The organism is Arthrobacter sp. SLBN-53, from assembly GCF_006715585.1.
Classification (GTDB): domain Bacteria; phylum Actinomycetota; class Actinomycetes; order Mycobacteriales; family Mycobacteriaceae; genus Mycobacterium; species Mycobacterium neoaurum_A.
Genome location: NZ_VFNN01000001.1, coordinates 958,791 through 980,749 on the forward strand (window position 1 = coordinate 958,791; position 21,959 = coordinate 980,749).

Genomic DNA, 21,959 nt, shown 5'->3' on the forward strand with positions numbered 1-21,959 from the left:
CAGCGGCAATCCCGTTAGGAACGCTAATAAACTTAGTTGACACTACGGTATGGGATCGGAGTCCACAACAGATATCGCCGCGCCCGAAAAGGCTTCGCTCACAGGGAGTTAGCAGACGATCCACAGGATCTGCTGCGATCCCGTTCCGAGTCAGCGCACATGGAGAAACTGGGCACCGAAGCACAGTCCGGAATAATCGGCGTGTCGAGTGCTGCTGTTGAGACCGTGTCCACGATGCCGTTGCCGGAAACCACCCTCACATTTCTCCGCAGGCCGAACCCCGCCGTCATGGCGACGGTCACCTCGGACGGTCGCCCGGTATCGGTAGCGACCTGGTACCTCATCGAGGATGACGGACTGCTCCTGCTTTGCATGAACGACGACCGGGCCCGCCTCAGGCACCTCAAGAACAACGGCCACGTATCGCTGACCGTTCTCGCGGCCGACGATTTCGGCACCCATGTCTCTGTCCAAGGACGCGTCGTGTCCATCAAGCCCGACGACGGACTCACGGACATCGGTCGGCTGTCCCGGCACTTCCTCGGCAGGGATTATCCCGCCAGAGACCGACCACTGGTGACGGTCCACGTCGAGATCGACCGCTGGTTCGGTTGGTCTGGTGGGCACCCACTTCAGCACTGACGCAGGGATCACTCAATCGAGGTAATACACGTCTGAAGTGGGGCGGGCGGGGCTCGAACCCGAGACCAAGGGATTTGGAAATCAGCAAAGCTCACCCGATCTCCTGATATCACGCCGGTTCTCAAAAATCACTGCGCTGCAGAAGGACTGGAACCAAACGCCGCTCCTGCGATCACTGGAGATCTCGCTACCACAGGCGTCATTACAGACATACACGATGAATAGACGATGACTGACTATAACGATGAAAGGTGTGGAACCATGTTGGACTATCGACCAGACTGGTTCGCTAAGGCAACGGATGCAGCTTGCCGCATCAATACAGCTCACACCGCACCTTGGAAGGTCGCCAGTGCGTATGCTCTGCTGGCGATTGCCGAAGCCGTCACCGCCCAGCCGACGCGCGACACGCGGTGAGGCCCATAAGCCACGACGGGCGGCACAAGCCGGGCAGCGACTTCCTCACTCTTATCGAGGTATCCGCGATCACACGGCTACCTGTGGGCACATTGCGCTACTGGAGACACACCGGTTCACGCGGCCCACAATCGGTGAAACTCGGCAGACGAATCATGTACCGGCGTGCCGACTTTGAGACCTGGCTGCACGAAGTTGCGCCTACGGGAGGTTCTACGGGATAGGTCGCCGGTCGAATATCTCATCGTCCACGACACAGCCGGATCTATAACATTCCAAAATAACTACGCGGGTTCAATTCCCGTCGCCCGCCCCAAATAACCGCATGATGAGAGCGGTTTTTTGTTTGCTGGGTAGCGTCACCAACCCGGTATGTACCCGGTTTGTACCCGGTCACCTGCCAGATCGCGGAGTTGTTACTCGCGTCGCGCTCGTCAAATGTCAGATCCCGCCAATATGCTCGGTTGAACTTCTTAAACGACAAGGTGCGGCCGAATGAGCAGGAAGAAGAAGCGTCCGCGGGAGATCCGTCAGATGGACCCGCTTCGCCAACGTACGTCTGATGTCGACTCTCGGACGAAGACGAAACCCAGCGGAACCTTGGAAGCAACATTCATCACGCACCAGGATTCGGTCCTGCCCGTGCAGCTGAACTTCTCGCCGCCACTCGCCCAGCTCGGAACGGACCCGTCGACGTTCGACTACCAATGGCAGCTCCTGGCATACGCGTTCGACCTGCCGGACCCGTCAAAGTTTCCACCGATTGACGGGAACCTGCCTGCCCAGGATGTGCGAAGACTCAAACGCTTTATCGAGGTCTGCGAGAAGACCGCCGCGTACACGGTTGTGGCGCATAAGGGCGGACTCACGCTGACGGGTAAGCACGGCAACTGGGATATGGAGGTGAACGAGACTGACGACGAGCAGACTGTGGGATTCGCCACCCGTTTCCGCCAACTTCATCACTCATCACTAGGCGAGCCGGATTTTCCCTCGGTGCTCAACCTCTTGAACAAGCACGTCCGTGCGTCAGTCGATGACCAGACCGCATCACGTATCGCAGTACTCGAGCAGTGGAAGAAAGCGCGGGCAAAGCTGATGAACCGACCACTCCAGAACATTGTGTGCCGAATGGTCCTGGAGAAGGACGGATACACGCCAGACCAAATCGATGAAATGGCGATGTACGACGACGTAAATCCGGCAGAGCTAATCAATTTCTTCAACTATGGCGAGCTAATCCACTTCGGCAAGCACAGCGAAGAGTACGACAAATTGGCCGAGGATCCTGAACTAGAAGCCGTTCAGCACAACAACTTCAAGCAGTCGATGCTTGGTTTAATTCACCTATACTTCGGCTTCTCCGAAGTCATACGCTCAGCGATCGGCGTGAAGAACGCCGGAGACTAGCCACCCGCCCATCAGTCGAGCAGAGGTTTATGCAGCAATGTTGGAGTGGCTGAAGGATGAGCTGACCATCGCCGATTCAGGCTTCGCCGTGCTAGGCGGTCTGATCGTCGCGGCGGGCTACAGCGTCAAGCCTCTACGACGACGTTGGCAACGCAGACCCTCGCAAATCCAGAAGCAACAGGCCGCGAAACTCGACCAGATCGGACTCGGTCGGCCCTTGGAGACAATTGAAGCCGTGCTGGGGTCGCCCCACCTACTCAACCGATGGAGAGACGGCGGGGACGATCGCGAAGAGCGAATCTATCGATTACCCGGCGCGTGGGTTTCCCTGCACATACTTCAGGATGCTGTCGCGGCCTATTCGATCACCATTACCGACGAGAAGCTGTCCTACGACACCGGGAAGATTACGCGTGGGATAGTCCCCGTGACTCTGGGGTCCAGCGTGTTCACTGACGCGCGACCCGACGAAAGCGCCATCGATGTACTGGAGACCTACCCGCGCTTCTCCACTTTTTACCGGTACTACGACTATGGCTGTACTGCGGCTGGCGGTAAATTCATTTGGTTGGCCTTTCATCCATATGGCGCTGGGGAGTTCGCAGGAGCGCACGAGGTGGACTGGGAGAAGCACAAGACTGAGCATGAGCGAGCGACGACCAGCGATCTATCGCGGATTACGGTAAATACGATCGCAATCTGCGACTGGAACCTGCAGCCTAGGCTGGCAAGCCACGGCTTCTATGGACCGCACCCGGATCTAATTCGCGACTAGTCATCCTCGCAGCTGGATCACCTTGGCCCTCTCCGGTACTTCGCGTCGCTACCGGCCATCGCTCCCAACGCGTCCATGTCGTCGGCTGCGCATTCCCGGTGGAGGTGCGCGTAGACGTCCATCATGAATCATTCCTGTCAATGATTCCGCCTAGCGACCTCCGCGGAGCAAAGTGCATGGGCTGCAATTATTCAGGATGTCGGCTTAACGCAGGGCCACCCTGAGTAGACAACCTTAGCTTCATTCGACTTGTCCACCCGATTCTGCTCGGAGTCAGAGTATGAACTTCTCAACACTAAGGTGTTATCACCGCAACTAAGCTCGTCGTTGTTCTTCAGATTTGCTTCAAATACCACGAATGCATTCGATCCGGGTGAATACCTGCCGATGTTGACTTCAAATCCGGTTTCGGTGGGCGCGACGTTGGCGATCACCGCTCCGTTCAGATTGCTGCCGTTGAGGATGCGAACCTTGCTCAAATCGACAACGAGTTCGGGCGGAATTGGCATCCGCAACGTAACATTGGATGTGTCGGGACCCGGATTCTTGTAGTGGAGGCGGACAAACACCTCTCCAGTCCCAATCACGCGGACCTCGTCCTTATACCTGGTCGGTTCCGCAAGAGACTGCCGAACTTGAGTCGCGAAGTTGGGAAGACTAGCCAACGACTCAGCGGTGTCAGGTTCTTCAGATACCTCTTCGTCAGCCGCATCGGGTGGCACCACTCCAGTGCTGGCACTGCTCTCCGCGTCATCCTTTGTGAGCCCGTACCACGTTCCAGCTACACCCACCGAAGTAGCAATGACCGCCAGCACAGAAATAATAAGCTTGGCCCTCGGATAGTCTTCCGCCACGGACAAAACGTACTAGCAGTATCTAGCTAGAGCACGTGCGGGCGCACACAGCGGACATTACGTGTCGTCCGGTCTACCTACGCTCGCCGCGTGCCCGAGCAAGGAGACCTGGTGCGGACCCCATTAGGAGAGTGGGCCGTCGAACCCCTGGCAGTGTGCCCGCCCCCCTGACAGCGAACGCAGCGGCTCTGCACCTGGAAGTCGGGGATGAGCAGCGGCGAAAACCGCCTTCGAGTCATACTCCTCGCCGTTGTGGCGCCCCCCGACTGCGGAGGCAGTCGATAGGTGCCTTAATTACCCTGTGAAGCGCCCGCGTTAGCTCCAAACCAGGGTTGCACCGCCCTATTGGTTGAAGCAGTGCAAACGTATGCTAGCGACGGCCACGGATCAGCATCGATCGCGCATTCGTATGGACGTCGAACGCGCTTCCTAACGTGAATACGCGGGTTCGATATTGTCATCGGCACCAGGGATGCCCAGCTCAGCGCCTTGGCGCATCATTTGCTTGCACCCGCCAGCACTCTTCAGGTCGCCGCTTGACTGTGATGGCGCGGAAACACGTCGCGACACCAGTGTGCCCCTCCGGGCCGGTCGCGCCGTAGTCTCTATCTCACCAGGTAGGGAGGTCAGTTATGGGCTACGAACGAGCGGCATGGATCGGGAATGGACTCCTTGCCGCTGTGACGATCTACCTCGCGTGGCAACAAGTCGCCAGCCAGTTGACGCGATGGACGACTATGGGAATCGCTGCTGTGGCTATTTTGGCCCTAATTGCTTTGTTCCCTAGGAAGCAAGAAAACAACACCCCGTCCCGATTAATCCACAAATTTCGAGCGCGACATGATTCACTACAGGCACCGACCATGTCCGCCGGTCCACATTCAAGTCAAATTATTAGTCATGGCGACAGCACTTTTAACATCGACACAGGAAAGTCTATTTAAACTGTGCCCGACATGACCGCTGGGGACGAGGCAACCCAAATATATACCGATAGCGGCGTCGTCAACATCGGTACGCAAATTTCGGTTGGCGAAGTCCTAGAAATCGGAAGAGCCGCTGCAAAAGCGGTGCTGATGGAATCGTGGCCCGTTGCCGAGAAATTGATCGATCAGAGAATGCAATTAGTTCTCGACAGCGTAGTTCAAAAAATGCGAGCAAAGGACGATCGACTACTAGAAAGATTCAAAGATCCCCGTTTCCTTGCAGCACTCTCATCGGCAGAGAAAAGCTTCGCGGAGAGCGGAGACAGCCAGCTTTGCGAAATATTGACCGGTCTACTCACCGACTTGGCCTACAATGATATCCGTTCTCGTCGAGAAATTATCTTACGCGAGTCAATAGAGTGCGCCCCTAGGCTGACATCTCGACATCTTAACGCACTTTCGGTGATTTTTAGAACCACGAAGATGCCCTATCGATTCTCTGCAAATGTCGCTGGATTACTAGCCCGACTCAACGAAGATTTTGCACCGTACTTTAACGATATTCCAACAGATCCGATCGACTATAGCTATATGGGAGCCACCGGCGCTGGAATCTACATGCCCGCAACCAGCAGATCTATCGCCAGCATAATCTACGACGCCCACCGAGGTGCGATGCACCAGCCGTTCACACTAAGCGATCTAGAGCACGTTTTCCCTGCTACCTACCACCAATTCCTAGACAAGAGAACCAAGAATAGGCGCGTTGAATACGAAGATAGACGCCTTGAATACGCGTTGGAATTAGTTGAAGAAGTGCCAGATAAGCCGACCCCATCGGCACGAGAGCAGGTGCCGTTGAGGCTTAAATGGGAGGTATCAAGTCGGCTACTCAGTAACGTGGAAAAGATCGTTCTTAATTTAAGTCCCCTTGAGCGGAAGATGAGGGACTTTATTATGAGCCGCACGCTTCCCGAAGATAGTTTCACCGTTAAGATCCGCGACGAACAGCCGGACCTCTGGAGCTTTTTCGAACTACTGCAGAAGACTAGCGCTCTTAACTTTCAGCCATCGCCAGTTGGATATATGCTTGCGCGCTACGAGATGGCCAGTCGATCTCCAGAAATAGCTGCTCACATTGACACCCTTTTCGAAGACTAACGCCCATTCCGCATCGGCAGCACGTTCTGGTCGTCAGTCGGTCGGCTCAACGCTAGCGGGGCCCGCGTGCCCATGAAGCTCGAAAGACACGGCGGGGAATGCCAACCGCGCCGTAACAACCCAGCTTAGGCGAACTGGGCGCGTCACGTACGCGATGAACTCGGCGTGCCGGAGGTCACCAGCCACTCATTCCGCAAGACATTGGCCACGCTCATCGATGAGGGCGGTCTGTCTGCGCGCGTCGGCGCCGCCCAGCTCGGGCACTCCAAAGTATCCATGACCCAAGACCGGTACATGGTTCGAGGTCGGATCCATCCCGAAGTCGCGGCCCTTCTCCAGGGCGTCGTAAACGATGAATAATCCTTGGATCGAGAGGTCGGGTTTGAAAATCAACCTCTGAAGTGGGGCTGTTGAGTGGGGCGGGCGGGGCTCGAACCCGCGACCAAGGGATTATGAGCAATTGTCGGAGTTTGCTGGCAGCGTTCTAGCGGCGGCTGTAATCGTCGTCTGGGGCGTTGCAGCGTCCGTATTACACTACGTTCCTACGCTGCTGTAAGGCCAGCAAACCGGTACAAGACAGCACCGGCCGAAACCCAGGTCGCGCGGTCACCCGGCAACTTTGCGGACGGTGTGGACAAAGTGTGTCCACGGGGGGGTTTGCTGCCATAGACTACCGCCCGATCAGTCAGTCTCTTGAGCGTAGTCAACTACTATCTCGATAATCCCTTGTACGGCATCCGAGCAGTTGCTGAAGGTAATTAGATCAAGCCACTCACCATTTGTACGTATAACCTTCGCCAACATGGCGTGGATAAACGATTGCGTGGCATATTCTACGTTTTCGAAATCCATCTCAACTTCGTCCGCAGATCTCTTTAAAGCTGGCAGTAGCCATGTGTCTCGGATAACTGCGGCGGCATCTTTATTCTCTGCAAAAGTTCCCGCGTACTCGACAACCTTTATGTGCCTACGCAAAACGAGCCTTCCTCTTGTACTTTTGCTCACTTCGTACGCGGTAGTGGTACACCGTTCGTATTTGCTCTAGCAGATCGTTGAACTTAATGTCTGGACTAACCTGAATGTCTATACCGATAGCTGTGCCTTGATACGGCGGTTGGGCCTCGCGCCAGTAAACCCGATCCTGCAAGAGCGACGGCTGCACTGAAATCCCGCTGCCCTTCGGACGTCTACCGAGCTTCATGGCGGTGTCTCCGGACACTGCGACCATGTGGCAACGCGCCATCGTCGCCATTGCTTTCATGAAGAACAGTCCTGCTCCGCCGTTGTTCTCGTTGCCACCGAAAGTAACAGTCGCTCCCGAAATGCCTGGTTCAAATGCTTTTACGATGGCTTCTTGGTCGTCTTTCGCAGCGTGAAACCTTGTGATCGACTTTCGGATACCGATGCCGGCATCAGCCACCGCGACAGCGAGCCTGCCGTCTGTCCTTATCACCTGCGCCGCCACAAAGGCAGCGTGAGGCGGACCAGAGTGTTCCAGTGTATTTCGTACGAGCTCAGCGAGTACATAGCGAATCGTCATAGCCTCTTCGGGTTCAGCGTGGAGAAGAGGGATGAAGTCGGTCAGGAAATCGGTGAGTTCCTTGCCGTCCGTTATTCGGGTGACCGGGATGAATCGACCGGCAGGATCATGCTCCTGGACGCTGCTGACTGATTCACAACCAATCGCGTCGAAAAGTTTCATCCTTTCCAGGTATCTGATGCTGGAAGTTGAACGGTCGTTAGTCAGGTTAACTTTGCCGCCTTTTCTCTGGGCATCGGCAGCCATCGCAGCGATCATGCACAGCACGAGTGGATGGACGTTGAAAAAGCCTTGCTTCAAATCGAACGTAAAATCTGAACTGCCATCATCGATGCGGTTCCTCAGAAACCGCTCAATATCAGCCAAGTAGGCGCGATTCGGTAGCTCAAGACGCATGTCAGGCATCATAGTTGGTGATCGCGCCAAATTCTGACGCTTATACGGCTTCTACAGCGGCTCGCCAGACACGCCGCGATTCGCGTCGCCCGCTGTCACACATGTCAGCTACGTTGGCCCTGTGCTGCAAGCCGAGAGCTTAATTGAACGCAACGGAACCCTCTTCCAGGTGCTTGCAACGTTCGTCGCGCTTCCTCTTGCCTGGTGGCTGGGGACTCGCAGCAAGCGGTCCAAGACTTTCGACTATCGGGTGCTGTCGGATATCACCATCGTTGCAAGCCATCGTCGTCCCGAGCGACTGAGCGTTCACTTTGGGTCGCGTGAAGTGAAGAACCCGTTCATCACCGAGATTGAGTTCAGGAACACGGGCACCGGCGCGATTCCAAAGGCAGACTTTCTTGAACCAATTCAGATCGCGAGACCAGCTGCTGAGATTCTTGACTGGGCCATTATTGAGCAGTCGCAGAAAGCCCTAGTTCTTCACAGCAGCCGCGTGGTGCCCATCGATGGTCAGCCAGAGCCGGAGTACATCGAAATTCAACCCGAGACCATGAACAAGCAAGATTTCTTCGTCGTACAGATTGTGTACGATGGCGACCCTGCCGAGCCGCCAATGGTATCGTGCCGAATCCTCAACGAAAGCAGGCCGATTCAGACGTTTCGACAGAAAGAGAAACGCACACCAAAGTCACTGGCGCTGTCCATCTCAAGTGGCGCAGCGGCCATCTCGGTAGGCGCCGGAACTTTCTACCTGCTGACTGGCATGGGCACACGACCGGACTGGCTAATCCCAGCAAGTGGCGGCATCGCGTTTGCCTTGCTCTTGGCCTTCTTCGTGTCGTACGTCCAGCGAGACTAATTCGCCCTTCGCTGTAGCGGCACCACGTTGTCTGCAGGGAGCGGAACGGGTCGCGCACTGGGACTGACCTTTCCGGTGTTCTCGGTCTTGAGCACTGCGGCATAAATGTCCATGGTGGTACTGATCTTCGCGTGGCCTAACCACCGGCTCACGTCTCGCACGTTCTCGGTGGCCAACGTTGACACTGCGGCTGCGTGGCGCAGGTCGTGCCAACGTGAGTGCGGCAGTCCGAGAGCATCCAGCGCGGGCAGCCAGAACCGTTTGTAGACATTGGCCGCGTGAATCGGACGGGTCCAATCGAACCTTTCAACCGACGTAGTCGGCGCACCTTCTCTGCCTTCTCCGAGTTCGGCTCAACGTCTACAGCAGACTTCGCCAGCTTCACGGCCTTGGCCTTAGCTGCTGGCAATCTTCCTGGAAACAGTGGAGCCTGACCATTGTCGGCATCACCGTGCACGTCAAACAGATAGTCCCGCAGATCATCTGCCAACCACGGGTCAATCGGTACGTCGCGGTAGGCGTTGGCGGTCTTCAGCGGCTCAGGTGCCCAGCTCGCAACGGGTCGCTTCTTCCGCCGCCCTGAACTGGACGAAAGCTTGAGTGGGGCGGGCGGGGCTCGAACCCGCGACCAAGGGATTATGAGTCCCCGGCTCTAACCAACTGAGCTACCGCCCCGGCGCACTGCGCGGCACCTATGTTCGCACAGTGCCCACGGCGCGGTCGCACCGCGGTTAGGCTCAGCGGGTGGTCAGATTCCTGCTGCGCATCGCCATCTTCCTGGGCTCGTCGGCCATCGGGTTGCTGGTGGCATCCTGGCTGGTCTCCGGGGTGACACTGCGCCCGCTCGGGTTCGTCACCGCGGTGGTGATCTTCACCGTCGCCCAGGCCATCCTGTCACCGTTCTTCCTCAAGATGGCCAACCGCTACGCCTCGGCCTTCCTCGGCGGTATCGGGCTGGTGTCCACCTTCGCCGCGCTGTTCCTGGCCTCGCTGTTCTCCAGCGGCATCGGTATCAGCGGCATCGGCTCCTGGATCGCGGCCACCGTGGTCGTCTGGCTGGTCACCGCGGTGGCAACGGTCGTCCTACCGGCCGTTTTCCTCAAGAAGAAGACGATGACACCGAGCTGACACCGTCGGACTCCTCGCGCGCCAACAGATCACGGGCGCTGGCCACGATATGGGTGTCCAGAGCCGCGATACGTCCCGCCGCATCCGCGCTGGTGATGGCATCGAGCAGCACTCGATGCTCCTCCAAGATCGCAAAGGGCGTGGTGTGACGCTTCGCCAACCGGTGAATCTGCATCCTGATCCGCGGTTGCACGCTGGCCCAAAGTTGCATCGCATGCTCTGACTGCGAACTCCGCACGATCGCCTCATGGAAAGCAACGTCCAATTCGTTGAGTGCGTCGAGATCGCCGGCCCCGGCCGCCTCGTCCATCGCTGCGACCACACGCTCCAGTTCGGCCACGACAGCGGGATCCGCGCTGGCGGCCTCGACCGCGAAAGACTCGATCGCCAACCGCACCGGCAGCAGCACGCCGAGCAACTCCGCGGGGCTCACCGACGCAACGAAGGCTCCCCGGTTCGGGATGTGATGGACCAGCCCTTCGCTCTCCAACTGCCGCAACGCTTCTCGCACCGGCCCAGGGCTGGCCCCCAGGTGGGCAGCCAACACATCCTGCTTCAGTTGGGCTCCCGGCGCCAGCGCACCCTTGACGATCTGTTCACGCAGCCAGTCGGCCACCTGGTGACGACGCGATGACACCACCGGCGCCGCCACGGCCAACGATTGCACAGCCTCGGTCACTAGATGTCACTCCGCTCCGCGGGCAGTCGCCCCGCGCACTCAGATCCTAAACCGCTCACCGCAGGGTTGCGGCGATCACAGATTATAGATAATCTCCAATCTGTTCCAGGACGTGCTTCCGATCACAGGCCGTCACCTTCCCACCCGACACCCATCAGAGGAGAGCCATGCGTCGTCGCATTCGGGTCGCGATCACCGTTCTCGCCACCACCCTCACGCTGACCGCCGCGGGATGCACCTCATCCGGTCAGAACGGACCCGTGCAGGCCGGTGAGAGCACACTGACGAAAGTCCTTACCTCCAAGAAGATCTCGATCGGAGTGTTCGCCGACGCTCCCCCGTACTCGGTGCTCAACAGCTCGGGTCAGTACGAAGGATTCGACATCGACAAGGCCACCGCACTGGCGGAATCGCTCGGTGCCGAAATCGAATACGTCAGCACCACCAACGCCAGTCGCATCCCCATGCTGGAGACGCAGAAGGTCGACGTGATCATCGCCGCCCTGACCAACCTCGACGAACGCGCGCAGGTCATCGCGCTCACCCGCCCCTACGCATCCGAGGGCCAGCTGGTCGTCGTGCCGGCCGACAGCGATATCCGCACATACGACGATCTCGACGGCCGCGCCGTCGCCGCCACCCGCGGAAGCGTCCCGGCCACCATTCTGGAAACCCAGTTCCCGCAGGCGCGCGCAAGCCTCTTCGAAGCAGTGGCCGACTCCATCCAGGCGCTGCGGAGCAACAAGGTCGACGCGCTCATGGAGAGCACCGCCGTCGTCGCCGATATCCGCCGCAGCCAGGGCGACGCCGTCCGCGTCCTCGACGCCCCGGCGCTGTCGCCCTCGCTGGTGTCGTTCGGAGCGAAGATGGGTGATCAGCTGTGGCTGAACTACCTCAACAACTTCATCATGAACTACAACATCAGCAAGTCCGCCAACGACTCCTACAACCGTTGGCTCGGGGTCGATGTCCCGGACCTGATCAAGTAACCGACCGCCATGCAGCTCTACTACGGCGACCTCATCCCCTATCTGCATCCCCTGTTACTCGGCCTGCTGATCAGCATCGCGGTCAGTGCGGCCGCGGTGGCCGGCGGTGGCAGCCTCGCGCTGGTGCTCTACGCCGGTCGGTCGTCCACGATCCGGGTCATCCGCGCCGCGGCGGCCGGCTACATCGAGATCATCCGCAACACACCGTTGCTGTTGCAGCTGTACCTCATCTACTTCGCCCTCCCCCAAGCGGGCGTCAACCTCGACCCGGTCGCGGCCGGAGTCTTGGCGCTCTCCCTGAACAATGCCGCCTACATGGCCGAGATATACCGGGCGGGATTCGAATCCGTACCCGCGGGGCTTGCCGAGGCCGGCGCCGCGCTGGGACTGAGCCGACGGGACATCTTCTGGAGGGTGCAACTGGCTCCGGCCATGCGAAACGTGTTGCCCGCCATCACCAACCAGACGATCCTGCTGTTCCTCGCCTCGTCGATCACCTCAGTGGTGGCTCTTCCCGACCTCATGCACACCATGCTGGGCATCACCTCGACGACGTTCCGCACCATCGAGACATTCACCGTCGGTGGGTTGATGTACTTCGCCGTCGCGCTGCTGATCGCGAGTTCCTCTCGGCTCATCGAGACCCGATTCATCAAGTGGAAGGTGGCGTGATGTTCGAAGGACTCGGCCTGCAACATCTGTCGTTGATCCTCAACGGCGCTGTCGTCACCATCCAGATCTGCGTACTGTCACTGCTTTTCGGATCGATTCTGGGCTTGCTCCTTGGCCTGATGGCGACCGGCAGCATCAAGGCCTTGCGCATTGCCAGCACCGTGTACGTAGCGCTGATCCGGGGCATTCCCGTGCTGCTGATCATCTTCTTCGTCTACTTCGGCGTGCCCCTGCTTGTTCCTGGCACCAGCCTGCCCGACTACTGGGCGGGCGTCATCGCCCTGTCGGTATTTGCCTCGGCCTACATCGCCGAACTGGTCCGCGGCAGCATCCAGGCGATCCCGCGCGGCCAGTTCGAGGCCGCGCATGCGCTCGGACTGTCCTACCCGGCCCGGATGCGGTGGGTCATCCTTCCCCAGGCGGCCCGCATCATGGTGCCACCGGGTGTCGGATTCCTGGTCATCCTGGTCAAGGACAGCTCCCTTGTCGCGGTGATCGGTCTGGTGGAGCTGACTCGCGCCGGCAACATCGTGAGCTCACTGACAGCAGAACCCATCGCGACCTACCTCATCGTCGGCGCCTGCTATTTCGTCATCTGCTACGCCCTCTCGGCCGCCGGCCGCCGCTACGAACGACGCCTCGGCGTACGGGTGCAACCGCCCGGAGTCACCGACGCCCTCACCCCGACAGGAGCACACTCATGACCGCCGACATGATCGAGATCAGCGACCTACGACTGAGTTTCGGCGATCACGAGGTACTGCACGGAGTGTCCTGCCGCGTCGCGCCTCGTGAGGTGGTCTGCATCATCGGCGCCTCCGGTTCCGGCAAGAGCACCCTGCTGCGCTGCATGAACGGGCTGGAACGCCCGACTCACGGCAGTGTGGTCGTCAACGGACACGCGCTGGGTCCGCGGGACAAACGGACCGACCTCGCGATCGTCCGCCGCGATGTCGGGATGGTGTTCCAGCATTTCAACCTCTTTCCGCACATGACCGCCGCGCAGAACATCTCGTTGGCGCCCCAACGAGTCCTGGGCTGTGACCGCAAAGAGGCAACCCAACGCGCACACACTCTGCTGGAGCGCGTCGGATTGGCGGGCAAGGCCGACTCATATCCCGACTCGCTGTCCGGCGGGCAGGCGCAGCGGGTTGCCATCGCGCGGGCCCTGGCGATGCAACCGAAGGTGATGCTGTTCGACGAGCCCACCTCGGCGCTCGACCCGGAGATCGTGGGCGAGGTACTCGCGGTCATGAAGGGCCTCGCCCAAGACGGCATGACCATGGTCGTCGTGACCCACGAGATGGGGTTCGCCCGCGAGGTGGCCGATCGCGTGATCTACATGGACGACGGCAGGGTCGTTGAAACCGGTTCTCCCAAAGATCTTTTCGGAATGCCACAAATGACACGCACCCGCGAGTTCCTGAGCAAGGTGCTCTGATACCGATGCTCGACACCCTCATCACGGGAGCGCGGGTCATCGACGGCACCGGAGCACCCGGCCGGCCTTGCGACGTCGGCATTCTCGACGACCGTATCGTCCATGTCGGAACGTCCCCGCACCACGAGGCCGTCGTCACCGTCGATGCCGGTGGCATGCTCCTGACACCGGGCTTCATCGACCCGCACAGCCACACCGACTGGTCGGTTCTCGGTAACCCGGAGGCGCACAGCACCATCCGGCAGGGCGTCACCACCGAGGTGGTCGGCAACTGTGGCGTCACCTATGCGCCATTGCATGATGCCGACGTGCCCGCGGCACAGAGCGCACTTGCCGCCCTCGGGTACACCGAACAGATCACCTGGCGGAGCTTCGGCGAACTGCTCGACACCGTGCACGGCGGGGGCACCACCCAGAACCTCATGTGGTTCGTCGGCCACACCGCATTACGCACCGCGGCGGCATCCCGTGCCGCCCACGACGGTGTCGACCGCCGCGCCGAACTGATCCGCCTGCTGGAAGAGGCCCTGGAAGCCGGCGCCATCGGCTTCTCCAGTGGTTTGGAGTACGGATCCGGGCGCTTCGCCGACACCGACGAGCTGGCCGAGCTGGCATCGGTCTGCGGAAGACGGGACGGCATGTACAGCAGCCACATTCGCAACCGCGATACTGGGCTGGCTGCGGCGGTGGACGAGTTCTTCGACATCGTCCACCGCGGCGGAGTGCGAGCGCAGATCTCACATCTGAACGTGCGGCACGGTACCGGTGCCTCCGAGGGAGCCTGGCACGACGCCGTACAGCGCGTGGTCACCGAGCGTGCACGCGGATGCGCGGTGCTTGCGGACATGACGCCCTACCCAGACGGTATCGGTATGGCGACAGGCCTGTTGCCACCGTGGCTGGCGGATCGACCGTCCACCGATATCGCCGAGTTGCTGCGCGATTCCGACATCCGCCGACGGGTGCGCGAGGATTCCGATCGCTACTGGCGTTTCATCCACCGCGGCCAGTGGGATCGGGTCCGGTTGGGGGTCAGTGCGACACACCCCCAATGGGAGGGCCTGAGCTTCCCACGCATCGCCGAACTGCACGGAAAGGATGAATGGGATTGCCTTTTCGACATCCTGTCGGCAGCCGGACCGGATATCGGATCAGTCCAGCTCCTCGGTGAGCTCTTCACCGAGGATCACCTTGCCCAGGCGATCGGGCATGACCACTTCCTCCTGGGCGTCGACGCGTTCAGCGCCCGATCCACCGGACCGCTGGGCGCCCGCACCCGGCATCCACTGTTCTACTACGGCCACACCCACTATCTGGCCCACCATGTCCCGGCCGGAACGCTGACGTTGGAGGATGCCGTTCACCGGATGACCGGCAAGGTCGCCGACCACTTCGGCATCACCGGACGCGGTCACATCATCGAAGGGCACTACGCCGACCTGGTGCTCATCGATCCCGACATTCTCGGCCGCACCGACACCTGGTCACTGCCCGACGGCTACGCCGACGCGGCCCGCCACGTCTGGGTCAACGGAGTCCCTGTGGTCAGCGACGCCATCCACACCGGCCGTCGGCCCGGACAACTGTTGCCACGCAGCTGATCCCCCGCACCATCACACGACGTCCGCCGAAACGGACGACAAAGAGGAGCACGTTCACCATGAAAATCACCCGAATCGACACCTGCGGCCTACGTGGCGCCACCCCGGAGGGCGGATGGTCCAACGAATTGCGGCCCGATGACGTGGTCCACACCCTGGTCGCTGTTCACACCGACACCGGACACGTCGGGATCGGCAGCGCATTCACCTCGGAGGGGTTGATCCGGGCCGCGTTGGACCTGCTGGCCCCACAGATCGTCGGACAGAGTGCGCTGGAGGTCGAACGGCTGACTGAAACGCTGCACCAGAGCGCATTCTGGATGGGCCGCGGCGGCACCCTGACCCACGCCACGAGCGCCATCGACATCGCGCTGTGGGATCTCGCCGGCCAGGCACTCGGCCAACCTGTCGGCCGCCTGCTCGGCGGGCGTTACCGTGAACGAGTACGCCCCTACGCATCGGTGTTGATGGACGAGGCACCGGTGATGTCGGAGAACCTCACCGACCTTGTGGAACAGGGCTTCTCGGCCTTCAAGATCGGCTGGTGGAAGTTCGGCCGGGTGGACTTCTCCACAGACGAACGCACGGTCGCCGCCGCCAGGGCCGCAGTGGGCGATCGCCTACTGGCAGTGGACGCCGGTGGTTCCGAGGCGTTCTTCCCCGGGACGCTGTCCTGGGCGAAACGCACCGCCGATATGCTCGCCGACTACGAGGTCGCCTGGTTCGAGGAGGCTCTCGATCCTGACGACATCGACGGATTCGTGGCGCTACGTGCACACTCCCGCGTACCCATCAGCGGCGGCGAGGTACTCACCCGTCGACAATCCTTCGCGCCCTATCTCGCCGCCGGCGCCTTCGATATCGTCCAACCCGATACGACCAAGGGCGGCGGGCTCAGCGAATCGCGCCGAATCGGCTGGGCGGCACAGGATCGCGGGATCCGCCTGGTGCCGCACGGCTGGAACACCGCCGTGGGACTGGCCGCCGACCTGCACCTGGCATCGGCGCTGTCGGGCACCGATCTGGTGGAGTACAAGACCGGAGCGGCCTATATCGACGAACTCGTCGTCGGTGGCTGGGAACTGGACACCGACGGCCTGCTCGCGGTGCCGGACCGACCGGGACTCGGTATCGCACTGTGCCCCGAAGCACTGAACCGCTACGGGACCAACCCGACATTCGCGGCGGCCGCGTGATGTCAGCGCTGGCCGGGCATCCACTGCTCGATCATCCCGTCATCCCCCTGGCCACGGTGCGCGCCGAGGAACATATCGACGCCATCGGTGACGGTCTCGTCGCCGCGGGCCTGCCGGTGGTCGAGGTGGCGTTGCGCGGACCGCATGGCCTCCTGGCGATTCGGCGCCTCGCGGCGCGCGGTGATCTGCTGGTCGGGGCCGGAACCGTGCTGACCACCCGGCAGGCGGCCGAGGCGGTGGACGCGGGCGCCGGGTTCATCGTCGCGCCGGGTCTGGATGCCGAGGTCGTCGAGCGCGTCATCGCCGCGGGCCACCCGGTGATACCCGGTGTGCTCACCCCCACCGAAGTGGTGGCCGCCGCGCGGCTCGGACTCACGCACCTCAAACTGTTTCCCGCATCGGCCGTGGACGCCCGCCCGATGCTCGGCGCCTATGCCGACGTCTTCCCGGACACCCGATTCATGCCGTCATCGGGCGTGAACCAACACAATGTCGGCGAGTTCTCCTGCTTGCCATCGGTATTCGCGGTAAGCGGCAGCTGGATCACGGCCTCGGCCCCCGCGGGTGCGGCGGCCGTGGCCGAGGCCGCCCGCGCAGCCGTCGCCGCGTGCCGGACCGTGGGCCTGCCGCGGTGACCGAGCCCCGCACACTCGACGTCGTCACCGTGGGCGAGAGTCTCGGACTGCTCAGCAGCGAGGACCCGGGCGCACTGCGGCACGGAAGCCGGATGCGACTGACGTTCGGGGGTGCAGAGAGCAACGTCGCCATCGGTGTCGCCAGACTCGGTGGCGCGGCGGGCTGGATCGGCCGCCTCGGTGCCGATGCCGTCGGCACGTTGATCCTGCGGGAGCTTCGCGCCGAATCCGTACAGACACACGCCACGATCGACCCGGTGGCCGCGACGGCGATCATGCTCAAGGAGCTGCCGGTGCCCGGGTCCAGTCGTGTGCGCTACTACCGGCAAGCCCAGGCCGGTAGTCGGCTGACGACGGATGACGTGCCCCAGGGTGCGGTCGCGTCGGCGAAGATCCTTCATGTCACCGGCATCTCGGCGGCGCTCGGCGCCGGCCCCCTGGCAGCGGTGCACCGCGCGATCGACGACGCCAAGGAATCGGGCACGCTCGTGTCCTTCGACGTCAACCATCGTGGGTCTCTCTGGGCGGAGGTGGAACTCGCGACGAAGGCATACCGGGCCCTTGCCCGCCGCGCCGATATCGTGTTCGCCGGCGACGATGAGGCGGCATTGGTCACCGAAAGCCGCGATCTGCGAGCGCAACTGGACACCCTGCTGGAGTGGGGCGCCCACCAGGCCGTCGTCAAACGCGGTCAGCGGGGCGCAGTCGCGGCAACCCGTGATGGTGGCTACGACTCGATGCCGGCCATCGAGGTACCGGTGGTCGACACCGTCGGTGCCGGTGACGCATTCGTCGCCGGGTGGTTGACCGAACAGGCCCGCGGCGCCGGTCTGCGCGTGCGACTGGCGACCGCGGTCGCCTGCGGCGCACTGGCGTGTACCGCCCGCGGTGACTGGGAGGCCAACCCCACCCGTGCGGATCTGGCGCAGCGGCAACGCAATGCCGTCGATCCGGTCAGTCGATGACGTCTCACGAGCTGAACACCGGGATCCCGTCATCGCCCAGCCGGTAGACCGCGGTTCCCTCGGCCACTCGCGTCCGCCCATCACGGCGGCGCGACCCGCGATCAACCGATCTGGCCTAGCCCGAGCGTGCGCAGACTTAGCCCACATGACGGTGTGTCGGGCCGCAAACACGCACGCTCGCCGGGAAGGTGGGCCAGCAACCTATTGCGCCTGACTGACCGAGGACATGTGGAAATCGGGGATCCGCAGCGACGGCATGGTCGCCCGGGTGGCCCAATCACCCCATTCCCTGGGCAGCGTCTGTTCGCTGACACCGGCCTCGGTGGCCCGGCGCAACAGATCCAGCGGGCTCTCGTTGAACCGGAAGTTGTTCACCGCGGCGGTCACTTCGCCGTCTTCGATCAGGTAGACCCCGTCGCGGGTCAGCCCCGTCAACAACAGCACCGTCGGATCGACGGTGCGGATGTACCACAGCGTGGTCAGCAGCAGCCCGCGCTCGGTCGAGGCGATCATATCGGCCAGCTCCGCGCTGCCACCGGTGACCAACAGGTTGTCGGCCGGAACCGCCACCGGCGCAGAGAATTCCGCGGCGGCCGCGCGCGGGTAGGCCAGCGCGTTGATGACACCGTCGCGTATCCAGTCCACCCGGCCGATGTCCATCCCGTTGTCGAACACCGAGGCCTGGTCCGAGGACGTCGGCACCGCGACGAATGGCCGGCATTCCTGCCCCGGCGCAGCCGGATCGGAGTACATGGTCAACCCGAGGTCGGTGAGCTTCTCCCCCACCCTGGTCCCACCCGGCGCCGACAATGCCGACCGGCCCTCCTGCGCACCGCGCCCGTCCATGCTCCAGGCCAGGTAGATCAGCATGTCGGCGACCGTCGAGGGTGGCATCAGGGTCTCGTAGCGGCCGGCGGGCAGCTCGACGGTGCGCTCGGCCCAACCCAGTCGCAATGACAGGTCGGCCAACAGCGCATCGGTGGACACATCGGCGAAATCGGGTGTGCCGACACCCGCCCACGCGCTGGCGCCGCCGCGTTTGGCATTGATCTCCACCGAACCGGTCGGCTGCGTGTAACGCCGCCGCAAGCCGGTCGAGGTGGCCACGAACGTGGTCTCCAGCACGTGGCGGGCATACCCGTAGAGCTGGTCGCCGGCGCCCCGGGCCGCACGGAAGCCGTGCACCAAACCCGTTGCCACATCGGTGAACACATCGGCATCGGTACTGGGCACCGCGACATCCCAGTCGGCGGGACCGGCGTCGGCGGGCAGGGCCGGGGCGGCATCACCGGCGGCGGGGGCCGCGGCGGCCGCCGCCTGGGAGGCCGCGACCAGCGCGGTGATCGCAGCGGGATCGACCTCGGTGCTGCTCACCGATCCGACATGGGCCTGCTCGCCGCGCCGGATCACCGAGATGACCGTGGTGCTGCGCCCGACGGTCTCGCCGTTGGTGGTCATCGAGTTACCGGCCCAGCGCAGCGACGCGTCCGCGCGGTCGGTCACGATGACGATGGTCTCCTCGGCACGGCCGAGCCGGGCGGCTTCGGCGAGGGCCTGGTCGACGACCTGCTGTGGCGCGATCATGAGCGACCCGATTCTGCTTGGGTGTTCAGGACGTTGATGCCGCGGAACAGCGCCGACGGGCAGCCGTGGCTGACCGGGGCGACCTGACCGGGCTGGGCCTTGCCGCAATTGAACGCGCCACCGAGGCGCCATGTCGACGGTCCGCCGACGGCCTCCATCGAACCCCAGAAGTCGGTGGTGGTGGCCTGGTAGGCGACATCACGCAGCTGACCGTCCAGCCGGCCGTCGCGGATCCGGAAGAACCGCTGCCCGGTGAACTGAAAGTTGTAGCGCTGCATGTCGATCGACCACGATTTGTCGCCGACGATGTAGATGCCGTCGGTCACCCGGGAGATCAGGTCGGCGGTGGTGAGGTCCTCGGTTCCGGGCTGCAGCGACACATTGGCCATCCGCTGGATCGGCACGTGCTGCGCCGAATCGGCGTAGGAGCATCCGTTGGACCGGCTCACCCCGAGCCGCGGGGCGAACACCCGGTCCAGCTGATAACCGACGAAAAGGCCGTCGCGCACCAGGTCCCAGCTCTGGGCGCGCACCCCTTCGTCGTCGAAACCGACAGTGGCCAGGCCGTGTTCGACGGTACGGTCGGCGGTGACGTTCATCACCGGCGATCCGTACCGCATGGTGTTCAGCTTGTCCGGTGTCGCGAAGGACGTGCCGGCATAGGCCGCCTCATAACCGATCGCCCGGTCGTATTCGGTGGCGTGGCCGATGGATTCGTGGATGGTCAGCCACAGATTGGTCGGGTCGATCACCAGGTCGCATGCCCCGGCGGTGACGCTGGGCGCCTTGACCTTCTCGGCGAGCAGCGCCGGCAACTCGGCCAGTTCGGCGCTCCAGTTCCACACGTCGTCGGAGACGACGGCTTCCCAGCCACGCCCCATCGGGGGTGCCAGCGTCCGCATGGTCTCGAATGAACCCGCCGACGCGTCGACGCTCACGGCGTCCAGCAGCGGTTGCACCCGCACCCGCTGCTGGGTGGTGGAGGTGCCGAAACTGTCGGCGTAATAGGTCTGTTCCTTGACCGCCTGCAGGCTGGCCGACACGTGATCCACACCGTCGGCGGCGAGCAGCCGCTCCGAATAATCGCCGAGCACCGCGATCTTGTCGGCCGTCGGGATCGTGAACGGGTCGATCCGGTAACTCGACACCCAGCGAAGGTCGTCATAGACCGGTTCCTCGGCCAATTCGATGCGCTCGGCGTTCAGCGGTGCCAGCGTGGTGGCCACCCGGACGGCGCGGCGGGCGGTCTCGGCGGCCACCTCGGGGGCCAACTCGGCATGCGCGGCGAAACCCCAGGTGCCGTCGACGATGACGCGCACCGCCAACCCGACCTCGTGGTTGATATCGGCGGTTTCCAGGCTGCCGTCACGCAGCGCGACGATCTCGGTGGTCAGTCGGTGGATCCGCAGGTCGGCATAGCTGGCGCCGGCCGCCAACGCCGCCGAGAGGGCGGCGTCGGCCAGTGCCCGGCGAGGTAACGCGAGAAAATCGGCATCGACCGAGTGGGCAGTCACGGCCCCCACCGTAGCGGGCCGTCGGTCAGCGTGTGTGCATCCCGTAGGGCACGGCCGAGACGAGCGTCACCGCCTGGAGCTGCCCGGTCGGCAGTCGATACTCCCGCCTCTCACCGGAGCGTGCACCGCAGATCGCCTCGCCCAGAGGAGAATTCACCGAGTAGACCTCGATATCACCGTAATCCGCGCCACGCACCCCGAGCAGGAACGTCTCGGTTTCCGGGTTGGCCGACCCGTCCTCGAAGCGCACGGTCAGCACCATGCCGAGTTCGGCGACACCGTCGTTGGGCGGGTCCTCGCCGACGATCGCGGCGGCCAGCATGTCGTGGATCTGCTGAATGCGGCCCTGCTGCGCCCGCCGCACCGCCACGGCGTTGCTGTCGGCCGCGTCGCTGTCGTCACCGTCGACGCCGGTGATCGACCAGGTACGCAGCACCTCCAGCTCCTCGAGCAATCGGGCATGGGCTTCCGGGGTGAGCCAGACAGGCGTCGCGGTGGTCATGGAAACTCCTCGTATCGATGGGTGGTCGTCAGGGGCGGGGGTATCCCTCCGCCCCTGACGACAGGGTGAAACT

Annotated in this window: 22 protein-coding genes, 1 tRNA gene and 2 pseudogenes; 16 read left to right on the forward strand and 9 right to left on the reverse strand. The window is 62.3% G+C overall.

Annotation, left to right across the window (positions count from 1 at the left end):
* Positions 1-234: 234 nt before the first annotated feature.
* The 4 genes from FBY28_RS04605 to FBY28_RS04620 all read left to right on the forward strand — a co-directional run bounded on the left by FBY28_RS04605 (position 235) and on the right by FBY28_RS04620 (position 3,244).
* On the forward strand, positions 235-642 hold the full coding sequence (locus FBY28_RS04605) for a pyridoxamine 5'-phosphate oxidase family protein (RefSeq protein WP_141864654.1): 408 nt from the start codon (positions 235-237) through the stop codon (positions 640-642).
* A 413-nt stretch (positions 643-1,055) separates the two neighbouring features.
* Positions 1,056-1,283 (forward strand): helix-turn-helix transcriptional regulator, encoded by a 228-nt coding sequence (locus tag FBY28_RS04610; RefSeq protein ID WP_286177745.1) that lies wholly within the window; start codon positions 1,056-1,058, stop codon positions 1,281-1,283.
* Between the two features lie 271 nt (positions 1,284-1,554).
* Positions 1,555-2,469, forward strand: a complete 915-nt coding sequence (locus FBY28_RS04615) for a hypothetical protein (RefSeq protein WP_141864656.1) — start codon at positions 1,555-1,557, stop codon at positions 2,467-2,469.
* Between the two features lie 37 nt (positions 2,470-2,506).
* The gene (locus tag FBY28_RS04620; RefSeq protein WP_141864657.1) at positions 2,507-3,244 is read left to right on the forward strand and encodes a hypothetical protein; all 738 of its coding nucleotides are present in this window, start codon (positions 2,507-2,509) and stop codon (positions 3,242-3,244) included.
* 191 nt (positions 3,245-3,435) lie between these two features.
* On the opposite strand, the gene FBY28_RS04625 is transcribed toward FBY28_RS04620, so the two are convergent.
* Both FBY28_RS04625 and FBY28_RS26470 read right to left on the reverse strand, forming a co-directional pair.
* Positions 3,436-4,098, reverse strand: a complete 663-nt coding sequence (locus FBY28_RS04625) for a hypothetical protein (protein ID WP_141864659.1) — start codon at positions 4,096-4,098, stop codon at positions 3,436-3,438.
* A 123-nt stretch (positions 4,099-4,221) separates the two neighbouring features.
* Positions 4,222-4,344: pseudogene (locus tag FBY28_RS26470) on the reverse strand (hypothetical protein); the annotation flags it as partial.
* 710 nt (positions 4,345-5,054) lie between these two features.
* On the opposite strand from FBY28_RS26470, the gene FBY28_RS04630 reads away from it, so the two are divergent.
* Both FBY28_RS04630 and FBY28_RS26355 read left to right on the forward strand, forming a co-directional pair.
* On the forward strand, positions 5,055-6,185 hold the full coding sequence (locus FBY28_RS04630; protein ID WP_141864661.1) for an LPO_1073/Vpar_1526 family protein: 1,131 nt from the start codon (positions 5,055-5,057) through the stop codon (positions 6,183-6,185).
* Between the two features lie 159 nt (positions 6,186-6,344).
* Positions 6,345-6,545: pseudogene (locus tag FBY28_RS26355) on the forward strand (hypothetical protein); the annotation flags it as partial.
* A gap of 321 nt (positions 6,546-6,866) precedes the next feature.
* Here FBY28_RS26355 and FBY28_RS26360 read toward each other — a convergent pair.
* Both FBY28_RS26360 and FBY28_RS04645 read right to left on the reverse strand, forming a co-directional pair.
* On the reverse strand, positions 6,867-7,190 hold the full coding sequence (locus FBY28_RS26360; RefSeq protein WP_141864665.1) for an STAS-like domain-containing protein: 324 nt from the start codon (positions 7,188-7,190) through the stop codon (positions 6,867-6,869).
* Entirely contained in the window at positions 7,153-8,121 is a 969-nt protein-coding gene (locus FBY28_RS04645) for an ATP-binding protein (RefSeq protein ID WP_141864667.1), read from the reverse strand. Before FBY28_RS04645 ends, FBY28_RS26360 begins: the two co-directional genes overlap by 38 nt.
* Positions 8,122-8,242: 121 nt before the next feature.
* On the opposite strand from FBY28_RS04645, the gene FBY28_RS04650 reads away from it, so the two are divergent.
* The gene (locus FBY28_RS04650; protein ID WP_141864669.1) at positions 8,243-8,980 is read left to right on the forward strand and encodes a hypothetical protein; all 738 of its coding nucleotides are present in this window, start codon (positions 8,243-8,245) and stop codon (positions 8,978-8,980) included.
* 601 nt (positions 8,981-9,581) lie between these two features.
* Here FBY28_RS04650 and FBY28_RS04660 read toward each other — a convergent pair.
* Positions 9,582-9,655, reverse strand: a tRNA-Ile gene (locus FBY28_RS04660).
* A gap of 69 nt (positions 9,656-9,724) precedes the next feature.
* On the opposite strand from FBY28_RS04660, the gene FBY28_RS04665 reads away from it, so the two are divergent.
* On the forward strand, positions 9,725-10,108 hold the full coding sequence (locus tag FBY28_RS04665) for a phage holin family protein (RefSeq protein ID WP_141864671.1): 384 nt from the start codon (positions 9,725-9,727) through the stop codon (positions 10,106-10,108).
* Here FBY28_RS04665 and FBY28_RS04670 read toward each other — a convergent pair.
* Entirely contained in the window at positions 10,080-10,787 is a 708-nt protein-coding gene (locus FBY28_RS04670) for a GntR family transcriptional regulator (protein WP_141864674.1), read from the reverse strand. The genes FBY28_RS04665 and FBY28_RS04670 overlap by 29 nt on opposite strands.
* A 167-nt stretch (positions 10,788-10,954) precedes the next feature.
* On the opposite strand from FBY28_RS04670, the gene FBY28_RS04675 reads away from it, so the two are divergent.
* The 8 genes from FBY28_RS04675 to FBY28_RS04710 are packed head-to-tail and all read left to right on the forward strand — an operon-like array spanning position 10,955 to position 18,286.
* Entirely contained in the window at positions 10,955-11,776 is an 822-nt protein-coding gene (locus FBY28_RS04675) for a transporter substrate-binding domain-containing protein (RefSeq protein ID WP_141864676.1), read from the forward strand.
* Positions 11,777-11,785: 9 nt separating this feature from the next.
* Complete coding sequence (locus FBY28_RS04680) at positions 11,786-12,448, forward strand: amino acid ABC transporter permease (RefSeq protein WP_141864678.1); 663 nt, start codon at positions 11,786-11,788, stop codon at positions 12,446-12,448.
* Entirely contained in the window at positions 12,448-13,152 is a 705-nt protein-coding gene (locus FBY28_RS04685) for an amino acid ABC transporter permease (RefSeq protein WP_141864680.1), read from the forward strand. The genes FBY28_RS04680 and FBY28_RS04685 overlap by 1 nt, the downstream gene beginning before the upstream one ends.
* Positions 13,149-13,889 (forward strand): amino acid ABC transporter ATP-binding protein, encoded by a 741-nt coding sequence (locus FBY28_RS04690; protein WP_286177747.1) that lies wholly within the window; start codon positions 13,149-13,151, stop codon positions 13,887-13,889. The genes FBY28_RS04685 and FBY28_RS04690 overlap by 4 nt, the downstream gene beginning before the upstream one ends.
* Positions 13,890-13,894: 5 nt before the next feature.
* The gene (locus FBY28_RS04695; RefSeq protein ID WP_141864682.1) at positions 13,895-15,490 is read left to right on the forward strand and encodes an N-acyl-D-amino-acid deacylase family protein; all 1,596 of its coding nucleotides are present in this window, start codon (positions 13,895-13,897) and stop codon (positions 15,488-15,490) included.
* Positions 15,491-15,549: 59 nt separating this feature from the next.
* The gene (locus FBY28_RS04700; RefSeq protein ID WP_141864685.1) at positions 15,550-16,686 is read left to right on the forward strand and encodes a mandelate racemase/muconate lactonizing enzyme family protein; all 1,137 of its coding nucleotides are present in this window, start codon (positions 15,550-15,552) and stop codon (positions 16,684-16,686) included.
* Positions 16,686-17,321 (forward strand): bifunctional 4-hydroxy-2-oxoglutarate aldolase/2-dehydro-3-deoxy-phosphogluconate aldolase, encoded by a 636-nt coding sequence (locus FBY28_RS04705; RefSeq protein WP_141870051.1) that lies wholly within the window; start codon positions 16,686-16,688, stop codon positions 17,319-17,321. Before FBY28_RS04700 ends, FBY28_RS04705 begins: the two co-directional genes overlap by 1 nt.
* The gene (locus tag FBY28_RS04710) at positions 17,318-18,286 is read left to right on the forward strand and encodes a sugar kinase (RefSeq protein ID WP_141864687.1); all 969 of its coding nucleotides are present in this window, start codon (positions 17,318-17,320) and stop codon (positions 18,284-18,286) included. Before FBY28_RS04705 ends, FBY28_RS04710 begins: the two co-directional genes overlap by 4 nt.
* A 201-nt stretch (positions 18,287-18,487) precedes the next feature.
* Here the strand turns inward: FBY28_RS04710 and FBY28_RS04715 are convergent, their stop codons facing one another.
* The 3 genes from FBY28_RS04715 to FBY28_RS04725 are packed head-to-tail and all read right to left on the reverse strand — an operon-like array spanning position 18,488 to position 21,886.
* A complete protein-coding gene (locus FBY28_RS04715) occupies positions 18,488-19,870 on the reverse strand; it encodes a metallopeptidase TldD-related protein (protein ID WP_141864689.1) in 1,383 nt (460 codons plus the stop codon).
* Entirely contained in the window at positions 19,867-21,384 is a 1,518-nt protein-coding gene (locus FBY28_RS04720) for a TldD/PmbA family protein (RefSeq protein WP_141864692.1), read from the reverse strand. Before FBY28_RS04720 ends, FBY28_RS04715 begins: the two co-directional genes overlap by 4 nt.
* 25 nt (positions 21,385-21,409) lie before the next feature.
* Complete coding sequence (locus FBY28_RS04725; protein WP_141864694.1) at positions 21,410-21,886, reverse strand: GreA/GreB family elongation factor; 477 nt, start codon at positions 21,884-21,886, stop codon at positions 21,410-21,412.
* Positions 21,887-21,959: the final 73 nt, after the last annotated feature.

Bases quoted from the DNA above. Each gene is read 5' to 3' on its own strand.
- FBY28_RS04715 (WP_141864689.1), bottom strand. From the start codon at position 19,870: ATGATCGCGCCACAGCAGGTCGTCGACCAGGCCCTCGCCGAAGCCGCC.
- FBY28_RS04680 (WP_141864678.1), top strand. From the start codon at position 11,786: ATGCAGCTCTACTACGGCGACCTCATCCCCTATCTGCATCCCCTGTTA.
- FBY28_RS04620 (WP_141864657.1), top strand. From the start codon at position 2,507: ATGTTGGAGTGGCTGAAGGATGAGCTGACCATCGCCGATTCAGGCTTC.
- FBY28_RS04700 (WP_141864685.1), top strand. From the start codon at position 15,550: ATGAAAATCACCCGAATCGACACCTGCGGCCTACGTGGCGCCACCCCG.
- FBY28_RS04695 (WP_141864682.1), top strand. From the start codon at position 13,895: ATGCTCGACACCCTCATCACGGGAGCGCGGGTCATCGACGGCACCGGA.
- FBY28_RS04690 (WP_286177747.1), top strand. From the start codon at position 13,149: ATGACCGCCGACATGATCGAGATCAGCGACCTACGACTGAGTTTCGGC.
- FBY28_RS04615 (WP_141864656.1), top strand. From the start codon at position 1,555: ATGAGCAGGAAGAAGAAGCGTCCGCGGGAGATCCGTCAGATGGACCCG.
- FBY28_RS04675 (WP_141864676.1), top strand. From the start codon at position 10,955: ATGCGTCGTCGCATTCGGGTCGCGATCACCGTTCTCGCCACCACCCTC.
- FBY28_RS04645 (WP_141864667.1), bottom strand. From the start codon at position 8,121: ATGCGTCTTGAGCTACCGAATCGCGCCTACTTGGCTGATATTGAGCGG.
- FBY28_RS04705 (WP_141870051.1), top strand. From the start codon at position 16,686: ATGTCAGCGCTGGCCGGGCATCCACTGCTCGATCATCCCGTCATCCCC.
- FBY28_RS04685 (WP_141864680.1), top strand. From the start codon at position 12,448: ATGTTCGAAGGACTCGGCCTGCAACATCTGTCGTTGATCCTCAACGGC.
- FBY28_RS04725 (WP_141864694.1), bottom strand. From the start codon at position 21,886: ATGACCACCGCGACGCCTGTCTGGCTCACCCCGGAAGCCCATGCCCGA.
- FBY28_RS04630 (WP_141864661.1), top strand. From the start codon at position 5,055: ATGACCGCTGGGGACGAGGCAACCCAAATATATACCGATAGCGGCGTC.
- FBY28_RS04605 (WP_141864654.1), top strand. From the start codon at position 235: ATGCCGTTGCCGGAAACCACCCTCACATTTCTCCGCAGGCCGAACCCC.